The 12,585-nt window shown below is 73.9% G+C and carries 11 protein-coding genes; 1 reads left to right on the forward strand and 10 read right to left on the reverse strand.

Translation table 11 applies throughout. The features are described from left to right. Positions 1 to 3 precede the first annotated feature (3 nt). The 9 genes from ABT092_RS19275 to ABT092_RS19315 form a co-directional block, all read right to left on the reverse strand. Entirely contained in the window at positions 4 to 840 is an 837-nt protein-coding gene (locus ABT092_RS19275) for an HAD family hydrolase (protein WP_351245427.1), read from the reverse strand. Positions 841 to 967: 127 nt separating this feature from the next. After that, entirely contained in the window at positions 968 to 2,254 is a 1,287-nt protein-coding gene (serS, locus tag ABT092_RS19280) for a serine--tRNA ligase (protein WP_351245355.1), read from the reverse strand. A 572-nt stretch (positions 2,255 to 2,826) separates the two neighbouring features. Next, positions 2,827 to 3,777 (reverse strand): prephenate dehydratase, encoded by a 951-nt coding sequence (gene pheA / locus ABT092_RS19285; protein ID WP_351245357.1) that lies wholly within the window; start codon positions 3,775 to 3,777, stop codon positions 2,827 to 2,829. A gap of 40 nt (positions 3,778 to 3,817) precedes the next feature. After that, positions 3,818 to 5,107 (reverse strand): iron uptake transporter deferrochelatase/peroxidase subunit, encoded by a 1,290-nt coding sequence (gene efeB / locus ABT092_RS19290; protein WP_351245359.1) that lies wholly within the window; start codon positions 5,105 to 5,107, stop codon positions 3,818 to 3,820. After that, a complete protein-coding gene (locus ABT092_RS19295; protein ID WP_351245361.1) occupies positions 5,107 to 7,002 on the reverse strand; it encodes a copper resistance CopC/CopD family protein in 1,896 nt (631 codons plus the stop codon). Before ABT092_RS19295 ends, efeB begins: the two co-directional genes overlap by 1 nt. 15 nt (positions 7,003 to 7,017) lie before the next feature. Next, positions 7,018 to 7,515 (reverse strand): copper chaperone PCu(A)C, encoded by a 498-nt coding sequence (locus ABT092_RS19300; RefSeq protein WP_351245363.1) that lies wholly within the window; start codon positions 7,513 to 7,515, stop codon positions 7,018 to 7,020. Next, on the reverse strand, positions 7,512 to 8,177 hold the full coding sequence (locus tag ABT092_RS19305) for an SCO family protein (RefSeq protein WP_351245365.1): 666 nt from the start codon (positions 8,175 to 8,177) through the stop codon (positions 7,512 to 7,514). The genes ABT092_RS19300 and ABT092_RS19305 overlap by 4 nt, the downstream gene beginning before the upstream one ends. A gap of 122 nt (positions 8,178 to 8,299) precedes the next feature. Further along, positions 8,300 to 9,079, reverse strand: coding sequence for a YcnI family copper-binding membrane protein (locus ABT092_RS19310; RefSeq protein WP_351245367.1), 780 nt, complete (start codon positions 9,077 to 9,079; stop codon positions 8,300 to 8,302). A gap of 368 nt (positions 9,080 to 9,447) precedes the next feature. Next, complete coding sequence (locus ABT092_RS19315) at positions 9,448 to 10,224, reverse strand: hypothetical protein (protein ID WP_351245369.1); 777 nt, start codon at positions 10,222 to 10,224, stop codon at positions 9,448 to 9,450. Between the two features lie 270 nt (positions 10,225 to 10,494). Here ABT092_RS19315 and ABT092_RS19320 point away from each other — a divergent pair, with 270 nt between their 5' ends. Next, positions 10,495 to 10,965, forward strand: a complete 471-nt coding sequence (locus tag ABT092_RS19320; RefSeq protein ID WP_351245371.1) for an ATP-binding protein — start codon at positions 10,495 to 10,497, stop codon at positions 10,963 to 10,965. Positions 10,966 to 11,026: 61 nt separating this feature from the next. Here the strand turns inward: ABT092_RS19320 and ABT092_RS19325 are convergent, their stop codons facing one another. After that, positions 11,027 to 12,547 (reverse strand): aminopeptidase P family protein, encoded by a 1,521-nt coding sequence (locus ABT092_RS19325; protein ID WP_502968463.1) that lies wholly within the window; start codon positions 12,545 to 12,547, stop codon positions 11,027 to 11,029. Positions 12,548 to 12,585 lie beyond the last annotated feature (38 nt).

Consider the following 12,585-nt stretch of genomic DNA (forward strand, 5'->3'; position numbering starts at 1 on the left):
CGGTCAGGCGCCGGTGCTCAGCAGCCGTTCCAGGGTCCGGGCGATGCCGTCGTCCTCGTTGGACGCGGTGATCTCGTCCGCGACCGCCCGGACCGTCTCGTGCGCGTTGCCCATGGCCACGCCGTACCCCGCCCATCCGAACATCGGCAGGTCGTTGGGCATGTCGCCGAAGGCGATGGTCTCCGCCCGCTGCACCCCGAGGCGTCGCGCGGCGAGCGACAGACCGGTCGCCTTGGTCAGCCCGGGCGGCAGGAGCTCCACTATCCCGGGCCCCGCCATGACCACCTGGACCAGCCCGCCCGCCGCGGCCCGCGCGGCTTCGGTGAGTTCGTCGTCCCCCAGCCCGGGCCGCTGGACGTACAGCTTGTTCACCGGCTCGGTCCATGCCTCGGCCCGGTCGGTGAAGGGGACGTACGGCAGGTCCCCGGTGGTGACGTAGTCGGGTTCGCAGACCACGTTCCCGTCCAGTCCGTCCCGGCTCACGGCCAGCGCCAGCGTGCCCACCACGGCCTCGATCCGCTCCACGGCGAGCCGGGCCACCGCACGGTCCAGGGTCACCGAGGTCAGCAACCGCCGCGCGCCCGCGTCGTACAGCTGGGCGCCCTGGGCGCACACCGCGAGCCCCTCGTACCCGAGGTCCTCCAGGATGTGCCGGGTCCAGGGCACCGCCCGGCCGGTGACCACGATGTGCGCCGCGCCGGCGGCGGTCGCGGCGGCCAGCGCCTCGCGGCTGCGCGCGGAGACCGACTGGTCCTCGCGGAGCAGCGTCCCGTCGAGGTCGGTGGCGATCAAGCGGTAGGGGAAGCCGCCGTCCGCGGTGTCCCGCCGGGCGGCCGGCACGGCCCGGGCCGTGCCGGCGGGCGGGGCGGGGACGGGACGGACGGGGTCGGCGGGGTTCGGCGCGGGGCTCACGTGCTGATCGACTCCAGGATCGGTTCGGTGCGGGCGCCCGCGCGCGGGCCGTGCCCTACTTCGTCGGTTCGAGGACCTCGCGGCCCCCGAGGTACGGCCGCAGCACCTTCGGCACCACCACGGAGCCGTCCGCCTGCTGGTGGTTCTCCAGGATGGCCACGATGGTGCGCGGCACCGCGCACAGCGTGCCGTTGAGCGTCGCCAGCGGCTGGAGCACCTTCTTGCCGTCGCGGGCGTCCCGCATCCGCACCGACAGCCGTCGGGCCTGGAAGGCGTCGCAGTTGGAGGCCGAGGTCAGCTCGCGGTACTTGCCCTGGGTGGGGATCCACGCCTCGCAGTCGAACTTGCGCGAGGCGGAGGAGCCCAGGTCGCCGCTGGCCACGTCGATCACCTGGAAGGGCAGTTCGAGGCCCGAGAGCCACTGCTTCTCCCAGTCCAGCAGCCGGCGGTGCTCCGCCTCGGCGTCCTCGGGCGCGACGTACGAGAACATCTCGACCTTGTCGAACTGGTGGACGCGGAAGATGCCCCGGGTGTCCTTGCCGTAGGTGCCGGCCTCGCGGCGGAAGCACGGCGAGAAGCCGGCGTAGCGCAGCGGGAGCCGCTCGGCGTCGAGGATCTCGTCCATGTGGTACGCGGCGAGCGGGACCTCGGAGGTGCCGACGAGGTAGTAGTCGTCCTTCTCCAGGTGGTACACGTTCTCGGCGGCCTGGCCGAGGAAACCGGTGCCCTCCATGGCGCGCGGTCGGACCAGCGCGGGGGTGAGCATGGGGATGAAGCCGGCCTCGGTGGCCTGGGCGATGGCCGCGTTGACCAGGGCCAGTTCCAGCAGGGCGCCCACGCCGGTGAGGTAGTAGAAGCGCGAACCGGAGACCTTGGCCCCGCGCTCCACGTCGATGGCGCCGAGGGCCTCGCCCAGCTCCAGGTGGTCCTTGGGCTCGAAGCCCTCGGCGCCGAAGTCCCGGATCGTGCCGTGGGTCTCCAGGACGACGAAGTCGTCCTCGCCGCCCACCGGGACGTCGGGGTGCACGAGGTTGCCCAGGCGCAGGGCGAGGCGCTTGGTCTCCTCGTCGGCCTCGTCCTGGGCGGCGTTGGCGGCCTTCACGGCGGCGGCCAGCTCGGCGGCCTTCCGCAGCAGTTCCTGCTTCTCGTCCCCGGTGGCCCTGGGGACGAGCTTGCCGAGCGCCTTCTGCTCGGAGCGGAGTTCGTCGTAGCGCAGTCCGGAGGACCGGCGCCGCTCGTCGGCGGAGAGCACCGCGTCGACGAGGTCGACGTCCTCTCCACGGGCGCGCTGCGAGGCGCGGACACGGTCGGGGTCCTCACGGAGCTGGCGAAGGTCAATCACCCCACAAGGCTACCGGTGCCCGCTGTTGGCCCACGACTGTCGGTGCCTGTGAGCAATGTCCCGGCGGCCTGGGTGCCGGGCGTTCCCGCGGGCCGGGTGCCTGGCCTCCGGACCGCCGGCGGCCGAAAAGGCTCCCGGTCGGCAGGGCGGGGCGGGTGGGCTCCGGTGGGTCCGGGTCCGCCCCACCGGTACGAAGAGGGGAGTCCAGCTGGTGGGAAGGGGTGCGTTGTCCACAGCGGGCGGGGAAGTGGGGTGGTTATCCACAGGCTGTGTGGAAGAACTGTGGATAACGGAGGTGATCGTTCCGCGGGTGGCGTTCCTCCGGGGAGGTGCCGATGAAACCTCCTTTCCTCACCCTTTCGAGGGGAATCGGTTCGCTCGATGGGGCGATCCGCAGGGGAGGAGGGAGATGGACGGGGAACCCTTCCCTGGTCGGGGACGGGTTCGGGGGGTCGACGTGTCGACTCCGCCGTACGGAGTTGTCGACTTGTCCCCAGCTTGGAGCAGTGGCCTGTGGATAACTCGGGGGGCTGTACGGTGCCGACCGGGCCCGGCGGGAGCCGCGGGTGCGACTAACCGACCGGTGGCGTGAAACGTCCGTCCAGGCAGCGCGTCAACCAGTCCGAGGCCAGGGAGAACGCCTCGTCGGAGGTCCCCGGCCGGACCGGACCCGCCTGGTCGGCGGCGGCCCCCGCCCGGGGGTACGAGCCCAGGAACCTTATCTGCGGGGAGACCCGCTTCAGCCCCATCAGCGCCTCGCCCACCCGGCGGTCGGTGAGGTGGCCCTCGGCGTCGATCGAGAAGCAGTAGTTCCCGATGCCCTCACCGGTGGGACGGGACTCGATGCGCATCAGGTTGACGCCGCGGACGGCGAACTCCTGGAGCAGGTCGAGCAGGGCGCCCGGGTGGTCGTCGTCCAGCCAGATCACCACGGAGGTCTTGTCGGCCCCGGTCGGTGCGGCCGGTCGGCCCGGTCGACCCACCAGGACGAACCGGGTGGCGGCGTTCACCGCGTCGTGGATGTCGGTGACCAGGGGCTGGAGACCGTAGGTGGCGGCGGCGAACTCCCCCGCGAAGGCCGCGTCGTAGCGGCCCTCCTGCACCAGCCGGGCCCCGTCCGCGTTCGAGGCCGCCGATTCCCAGACCGCGTCCGGCAGGTGCGCCGCCAACCAGTTGCGGACCTGGGGCTGGGCGACCGGGTGTCCGGTCACCGTCTTGACGTCGTCGAGCCGGGTGCCCGGCCTGACCAGCAGGGCGAAGGCGATCGGCAGGACCACCTCGCGGTAGATCATCAGCGGCTCGCCGCGGGACAGCTCGTCCAGCGTCGCGGTGACCCCGCCCTCCACCGAGTTCTCGATCGGCACCAGCGCCCCCGCGGCCTGACCGCTGCGGACCGCGTCCAGCGTGGCGGGCACCGAGACCATCGGGACCAGCTCGCGGGTGGCGGCTTCCGGCAGCGTGCGGAGCGCCGCCTCGGTGAAGGTTCCTTCGGGGCCGAGATAGGTGTAGCGCGTGGCCGACATGCAGCCAGCCTAGTGGAATCCCGTCCCTGGCCGCGGCGCCTCACCCCTCCAGCAGGGCTTGCCCCACGTAGCCGCCCGGCTCCGCACCGCCCGGCACCGCGAAGAGCCCGCTGGCCTCGTGCCGGATGAACGGCGACAGCGCGTCCCCCCGGTCCAGCTTGCGCTGCACCGGGACGAAGCCGCGGGCGGGATCGGCCTGCCAGCAGACGAACAGCAGCCCCGCGTCCGGCACGCCCTTCGCGTCGTACCCGTCGTGGTAGGAGAACGGGCGGCGCAGCATCGTCGCACCCCCGTTCTGGTCCGGGCGGCTGATCCGGGCGTGGGCGTCGAGGGGGATCACCAAGCCGTCCGGCCCCAGCGCCTCCAGATCGGGCTCGGTGGTCTCGTCGCCGCCGGTGAGCGGGGACCCGTCGGACTTGTGGCGGCCGATCACCGCCTCCTGCTCCTGGAGGGACAGCCCCTCCCAGGGGTCCAGCAGCATGCGGATGCGCCGGACCACCGCGTAGGACCCGCCGGCCATCCAGGCGGGGGAGCCGCCCCCGGGGACCGCCGCGGTACCGGTGCCGCTCGGCTCGTCCGGGACGAACACCTGCTGCGCGAACCCCGGGTCCGAGGGCTTCGGGTTCCGGGTGCCGTCCACCTGCCCCATCAGGTTCCGCGCCGTCATCGGACGGTCGGTGGCCCCCGGCGAGCGGTTGAAGCCGTTCATCTGCCAGCGCACCCGGGCCGTGCCGCCCGCCTGGGTCTGGAGCGTGCGCAGGGCGTGGAAGGCGACGAGCCCGTCGTTCGCGCCGATCTGCACCCAGAGGTCGCCCTCGCTGCGGCGGGGGTCGAGGCGGTCGGAGGAGAAGGGCGGCAGCGGGTCCAGCGCCACCGGGCGCCGGGATTCCAGTCCGGTGCGGGCGAAGAAGCGGTGGCCGAAGCCGAAGGTCACCGTGAGCATGGCCGGCCCGGAGTCCAGCGCGATCCCGTTGTCCCCCTCGGGGGCCTCCCCCGCCATCAGCCGCTCGGCCGTCGCCGACCAGCGGCGCAGCAGGGCCGCCGCCTCCCGGCGCCCCGCGCCGGGGGCCAGGTCGAAGGCGATGAGGTGGCCCCGGGAGTGGAGGGCGGTAGTGATCCCGGGTTGATGTTTCCCGTGAAACATCGCCGTGTCCGCGCCAACGGAGGAGAGCGGGGTGCCCTCGGGCTCCCCGGACCGGGCCAGGGCGTAGCCGGCGCCCGCGCCCGTCGCGCCGACCGCGGTGGCCCCGGCGGTGCCGAGCAGACGGCGCCGGGTGACCCCGGAGGGTCCCGGGGCCTCTGCGGAGCGCGGGGTGGAGGTGTCCGTCATCAGCTGATCTTCACGTTCTTCTTCACGGTGACCTGGTCGATGTCGGAGGTGCGTACCGTCACGGCCACCTCCCACTCGCCGGCGACCGGGAGCGTCACTCCGGTCGCACTCCAGTGTCCGGTGGCGATGAGGTCGGGGGTGACCGGCAACGGGCCGATGTCCTTGGCCCGGTGGGTGAAGTCCACCGTGATCTCGGGGACGTTGTACCCGCTGCCGTTGGGGCGCTGCACGTAGAGGTGCAGGCTGTTGGTGCCGGTGAGTCCGGGCTCCAGATCGATGGTCGCGGTGCCCTTGCCGTCGGCGCCACCGGTGTCGAACGGCAGTTCCACGCTGACCGGGCCGGCGGGCGCGGTGGCCCCGGCGCGGTCGGCGGCCTCCTGGGTGCGGGCGGGCTCGGTCGCGGTCAGCAGGGTGGTGACCCCGAGCAGGACCGCGGCGACCGCGGTCTCCAGCAGGACGGACCGGCGCAGCCCGCTGCGGGCCGGGTCGGCGTCCCGGGCCCGCTTCACCGCCGCGGTGGCCACCGCGGCGCGCTGCCGGGCGAGCTGGGAGGCGCGCTCCGCGTCCGGAGCGTCGGGAGCGGCCTCCTCCGGTTCCGTGGCGGTGACGTCCTCGGCGGGCTCGACGTCCTCGGCGGGCTCGCCGGGGCCCGGGGCCAGTCGGGCGGTCCAGCGCCGGGAGAACCAGGCGACGGCGAGCACCACGGCGACCAGCGCCACCTTCAGCAACAGCAACCGCCCGTAGTTGGTGCCGGTCAGTCCGGACCAGCTGCCGACCTGCCGCCAGGACTGGTAGAGGCCGGTCACCGCGAGGACGACCATGCTGCCGAAGGCGAGCCGGGAGAACCGTCGGACGGCCGCGGGGTCGATCCCCGGCGCCCGGTACAGGGCGACGAGCACGGCGACCAGTCCACCGAGCCAGGCGGCGACGGCCAGCAGGTGCACCACGTCCAGCGGCATGGCCACCCCGGTCTGGATGCCGGTCGAGGCGTGCTCGGAGAGCGCCCAGGTCGCCGCGAGCCCGGTGGCCACCACGGTGCCGCCCACCCCCAGCCCGAAGGCCAGGTCCCGCGAGCGGCCCCGGCCCTCCCCGGATCCGTCGGCTCCGCGGGCCGCAGTTGCGTAGGGGCCGAACAGCACCGCGACGAACAGGGCCGCGGCGGCCAGCAGCAGCAGCCGGGAGACCAGGGCGGCCCCCGTCTTGGTCTGGAGGACCTGCCCGAGCAGTCCCAGGTCGAAGACGTCCCCCAGCTTCCCGGAGGTGGTGTACGCACCGCGCGTCAGCAGCAGCGCCAGGGTCCCTGAGGTGAGCGCCAGCCAGCCGGTCACCACGATCCGCTGGAGCGGCTGCACCCGGGCCCCGCCCGGCCAGCACACCAGCACGAAGGCGGCGCCGCCGACCAGGAGGACGAAGCCCGCGTACGAGACGTAGCGCTCGACGTCGTAGAGGGTGCCGACCGCCCCGTCCCCGCCCCGGGCCTGGTCCGCGAGGGACACCGAGGTCTCGGAGGGGGCGCCCACGGAGAAGGTGTAGGCCCCCGCGACGGGGTGGCTGTCGGCCGAGACCACCTGGTAGGCCACCGTGAAGGTGCCGTTGGGCAGCCCCGGCTTCAACTGCACGGAGTAGGAGTTGGCACCGGCCTCCGTGGTGGGCCCGGTGTCGGCGCGCTCCCCCTGCGGGTCGAGCACCCGCAGCGAGTCCTCGGCGAGCGCCACGGTCTCCGAGAAGGTGACCGTGACCTGCTCGGGGGCCTCGGCGACCACCGAACCCCGCTGGGGGTCGCTGCCGGTCAGCGCGGCGTGCGCGGCGCCGGGCGCGGCCCCGGCCAGCAGTGCTCCGGTGGCCAACAGGAACAGCAGCAGCACGGCCCTCAGACGGGGAACGACGGTCTGCACGGGTGGGGCCCTCCCTCAGTGGTGGTCCGCGGCGGCGGACGGGGGCGACGACGGCGCCGGGGCCGCCGGGTTGTACGTGGCTTCGCGGACCGGCACCCGGAGGGTCATGGTTCCGGCCTTCGCGAAACGCAGCTCCAACGTGACCGTGTCGCCCTGCACGGGCTTGCGGGTCAGCTCCTCGAACATCAGGTGGTTCCCGCCGCGGGCCAGCTCCAGCCGTCCCCGCGCGGGCACCGCGAGGGACTCCTGCTCCTGCATCCGGCCGTCGACGGTGCGGTGCAGGGTGACCGTCTTCGCCAGGTCGCTGGTGACCGAGGTCAGTTCGTCGGCGGCGCCCTCGTTGGTGACCACGAAGTAGCCGGCGGCGAGGTCGGCGGTGGGCGGGGCCGGCAGGTAGGCGCCGCCGAGGGTGAGCTTCGGCCCGCGGTCGGCGGCGTCGCCGCCGCAGCCGGTGAGCACCAGCCCGGCGGCGAGGGCGCCGGCGAGGACGGCGGCCCGCCGGGTGCGGGTCACGGGGCCTCCCCCTTGATCAGCTTCGGCAGGTCCGCGGCGTACTGGTCGATGGTGGTGGTGTCGCCGTTGTAGAGGACGTAGCCCTGGTCCGTCTTCGGGGAGAAGGCGATGACCTGCTTGCCGTGCATCGACTCGACCTTGCCCTTGGCGTTCTTCTTCGGCGGGTCGATGGCGATGCCGAGCTGCCGGGCCCCGGCCTGGATGGTGGCGAAGTCGCCGGTCAGTCCGGTGAAGGCGGGGTCCTGGGCCTTGAGCCAGCTGCCGAGCGAGGCGGGGGTGTCCCGCTCCGGGTCGGTGGTCACCAGGATCACCTGGAGCTGCTCCTGGTCGGCCTTCGGCAGCTGCTTCTTGGCCTGGGCGAGGTTGCCCATGGTCAGCGGACAGACGTCGGGGCAGTTGGTGTAGCCGAAGTAGAGGAGGGTCGGCTTGCCCTTGGTCTTCGCCCGCAGGTCGAAGGACTCGCCCCGGGTGTCGGTGAGGACGAGGTCGGGCTTGGTGAAGGGCCGGTCCAGGACCGTGCCGGCCTTGCGCTCCGGCTGGGACTCGACGGAGACGGGGTTGGTGTCGGCCTTGGAGTCCTGGTCGCTCCCGCCGCATGCCGACAGGGTCAGGGCGGCGGCGGTGAGCAGGACGGAGGCGATGAGGGTCTTCTGGGTACGCATGGGGCAATTCTCCAGAGGGGCGGCGAGGGCCTTTCGGCCGGACCGGGTGTCCGGCCGAAGGCCCTGGTCCGCCCCGGTACAGAGGGGTGTGCGGGCCGGCGCGGGGGCGCCGGCCCGGTGGGTCAGCTCCGGGCGCCGGTGTCGCGGCGGCGACCGGCGAGGACCCCGAAGGCGACGCCGGCCACGCCGACGACGATGCCGACGACGCCGAGCACCCGCGCGGTGGTGTCGCTGCCGCTCGCGTCCGACGCGTGGTCCTTGGCGTCCTCGCCGTTCTTCGCGTCCTTGCCGTCCTCGGCGTGGGCGTCGTCCTCGGCCTTGTCGGAGGCGCCCGAGGTGCCGCCGTGGTGCCCGTCCGCGGCCTCGCTGAGGGCGAGCACCGGCGCCGGGAACCGTGGTTCCTCGGCGCCCTCCTGGGGCACCTCGATCCAGCGGACGACCTCCTTGTTGGAGTACGTCTGGAGGGCCTTGAAGACCAACTGGTCGCCGTCCTCGGGCAACTGCCCGACCGAGAGCGGGAACCGCTGGAAGAAGCCGGGCTCGATGCCCTTGCCGTCCGCGGTCCAGGTCACCTTGGTGACGGCCTCGGTGATCTCGCTGCCGTGCACCTTCAGCGGCTTGTCGAGCTTGCCCTTGGTGACCTCGGCCTTCCAACCGGGCACCGGCTGCGGCAGCACGGAGGCCAGCGGCTGCCCGGCGGGGAAGGTGATCTCCAGCTTGGTGGTCGAGGCGTCGTCGCGCTCGTTCGGCACCTTGAAGCCGATCGTCGCGTAACCGCCCTTGGCGGCCTCCCCGTCGGGCTGCACGGTGACGTGCGCCAGCGCGGGCGAGGCCAGCGCGAACAGCGCGGTCACGGAGGTGGCGGCGGTCAGCAGCACGCGGGACTTCACGGTCGGGTTCATCGCGATGCACTCCAGTTGCCATGGCGGTCCACGGCGGTTCGACGGTTCGTTGGTCAATGCGGCGGCCACGGCGGCGCGGCGGGTCCTCCACCGGGGAGGACGCGCCCGGACGCACCCGGGTGGCACGCGGGGGCGGATTCCGCCGTCCCGGCGCCGTCACCGCACCGCTCCCGGGGTCGCCGGCGCGGCACACCGGCACGGGGGCACGGGTGCGGGCGGCGGCGGACGGCACGGCGCCCCGCGCACGGTGCGGCACGGTGACGCCCGTCGTCGTTCGGGCGGGTACGGGTGGACGCGGGCGGGGCGGTCGGCGCAGCACCCCGAGCACCCGGAACGGGCACGGGGGCCGGGCCCCTCGGTGGAAGGACCTAGGCGCCGAGGGCCGCGGCGAGCGGCGGACCCCGTCGAACGACCGTGTGGTGGAGTGCCTCGACCCGGGGCCACGGCACCCAGGACCGGTCCACGACCGGGGTCACCGGCCCGTGGCCCGCCGCCCCGATCGACCCGGAGAGCTGGGCCCGGACGAAGGCGAGGGCGGCGCGCAGCGCCCGTACCGGTGCGCCCTCGGCGACCCCGCGCGCGGAGAGCCGGACCAGCCGGACCAGCGCCAGATCGCCCCGGCGCAGCAGCCAGCCCGCCGCGGCGGCGGCCAGTGCGTGGCCGAGCAGCATCGGCAGGGTGGGCACCAGCCCGGCGAGCCCGCCGACCTCCGCCGCCTCCTGGTGGTGTGCGGTGCCGGGCAGGGCGCCGGACACGGCGAGGAGGTGCTGCGCCTGCTCCGGTCCGATGGCCGAGGCGCCCGCCCCGCACACCAACTGCGCGGCCTGGGCGATCAGGGACGCCTCGCCGGCCGCGGTGGCCGCGCCGCCGTGCTGGCCCAGGCCGAACACGGCGTGCAGGACGAGCTGTCCCACGGCCAGCAGCGCGGCGATCCCGGCCAGGGAGCGGGGCCGTCCGGCGAGCGGCAGGGCCACCGCGAACGCCCCGAGGAACCCGGCCGCCACCGTCCACGGGGGGACGGCCTCGTACGAGGCCAGGACGTGCCCCGCGGCGGACAGCACGACGCAGACCGCGGCGAACACCGCGGCCCGCAGCAGCCGGAGGTCTCTCCCGCCGCGTTCCTCGCACCTGTGGGGGGCAGTCATGGCGGCGCCATCATCCCATCGGGGGATGCCGGGCGGTGCGGCAGGGCGGAATTCGGCGGCACCCGGCCGAGCGGGGCCCGGGCCGGGCGTGACCCGTTCGGCGGTCCCGGAACCGGCGCGGACGGGCCCGGGGCGCGCCGACCCGCCACGGGCCGCGGGGCGTCACGGCAGGTCGGCCGTATGGGCGGCATCACGTTCGCCGCGCGATTGCTGTGACGTCCCGATGGCAATACGTAACGGTATGTCGAGCCGCAACCAGGAGGCAGGAGCATGAGCATCTCGTGGTCTCTCCACTTGCGGCGCGACGCCGCGAGCGTCTCCCTGGCCCGGCGGGTGCTGGTGCGCACGATGGAGACGGCGGGGGTGGACCCGGAGGTCTGCTACGACGTGTCGGTCGCCCTCAGCGAGGCGTGCGCCAACGCGGTGGAGCACGGCGGGGCTTCGGGCGCCTACCGGGTGTCGGCCTACCTCGACGGGGAGAAGTGCCGGATCGAGGTCACCGACTCGGGGCCGGGGTTCCCCGAGGACGGGAGGGGGCCGGCCCGCGCCCGTCCGGTGCCGTCGACCGGGCCCGGGGCCGCGACCGCCGTCGAGGAGGCCGAACACGGGCGGGGGCTGCTGCTGATCCGGGAGTTGGCGGATCACGTCCGCTTCACCAACCGCCCGGGTCCGGGCGGGGCGGTCGTCAGCTTCGACAAGAACCTCAAGTGGCGTGCGGAGGCCCCGTTGGCATCGGTCTGACGGGCGCAGGACGCCGACGCCCCCGTCCGCTCGCGGCGGGACGGGGGCGTCGGCGTCCGGTTCAGCCGCGCTGGAGGCCGGCCATCCACTGCTCGATCTCCTCGGAGCGCCGCGGGAGCGCCGCCGACATGTTCACGTTGCCGTCCTCGGTGACGAGGATGTCGTCCTCGATCCGCACGCCGATGCCCCGGTACTCCTCGGGCACGGTGAGGTCGTCGGCCTGGAAGTACAGCCCGGGCTCCACCGTCAGGCACATGCCCGGCTCCAGGGTGCCCGCCACGTAGGTCTCGGTGCGGGCGGCGGCGCAGTCGTGCACGTCCATGCCGAGCATGTGACCGGTGCCGTGCAGCGTCCAGCGGCGCTGGAGGCCCAGTTCGAGCACCCGCTCCACGGGGCCCTCGACCAGGCCCCACTCGACCAGCCGCTCGGCCAGCACCCGCTGGGACGCGTCGTGGAACTCGCGGAACTTGGCACCCGGCCGCACCGCGGCGATCCCGGCCTCCTGGGCGTCGTACACCGCGTCGTAGATCTTCTTCTGGAGCGCGGTGAAGGTGCCGTCGACCGGCAGGGTGCGGGTGACGTCGGCGGTGTAGAGGGTGTGCGTCTCCACGCCGGCGTCCAGCAGCAGCAGGTCGCCGGCCCGGACGGGGCCGTCGTTGCGGACCCAGTGCAGGGTGGTGGCGTGCGCGCCGGAGGCGCAGATGGAGCCGTAGCCGACGTCGTTGCCCTCGACCCGGGCCCGCAGGAAGAAGGTGCCCTCGATGTAGCGCTCGCTGGTGGCCCGCGCCCGGTCCAGCACCTTGACGACGTCCTCGAAGCCGCGCACGGTCGAGTCCACGGCCTTCTGTAGCTCGCCGACCTCGAAGGCGTCCTTGACCAGCCGGGCTTCGGAGAGGAAGACCCGCAGCTCCTCGTCGCGCTCGGCGGTCACCTTGTCGGTGAGGGCGGCCTCGACGCCCGCGTCCTGGCCGCGCAGCACCCGGACCGGGCCGGTGGCCGCGCGCAGCGCGTCCGGCAGGGTGCGGACGTCGTCGGCGGGGACGCCGTACAGCCGGCCGGCCTCGGCGAGCGAGTCGCGCCGGCCCACCCACAGCTCGCCCTGGCCGTCGAGCCAGAACTCGCCGTTCTCCCGGTCGGAGCGGGGCAGCAGGTAGATCGTCGCCTCGTGACCGGCGTCGGTGGGCTCCAGCACCAGGACGCCGTCCTCGGTCTGGTTGCCGGTGAGGTAGGCGTATTCGACCGAGGCGCGGAACGGGTAGTCCGTGTCGTTCGAGCGGGTCTTCAGCTTCCCCGCGGGAATGACGAGGCGCTCACCGGGGAAGCGTGCCGACAGGGCCGCGCGGCGGGCCGCCGTCTCGGTCGCCTGCGCGATCGGCGCGAGGTCCTGTCGTTCCGTGTCCGCCCACCCCGATCGCATGTTCTCGGCCAGCTCATCGGATACGCCCGGGTAGAGCCCGTTCTTGCGCTGCGCGATCGGCTCCTCTTCCCCGGTGCCCTCCGCAGCGTCCGCTACGCCCTGTTCCACCGGGTTCGCCGGATCCACGGGTGTTTCTGCGGTCTCCGGGTTGAGCTCCTCCGACACGGTCTTCCTCCTTGGATGCGGCTTTGGACCCCCTCCAT

It is taken from the genome of Streptomyces sp. NPDC002490 (assembly GCF_040296045.1).
Classification (GTDB): domain Bacteria; phylum Actinomycetota; class Actinomycetes; order Streptomycetales; family Streptomycetaceae; genus Streptomyces.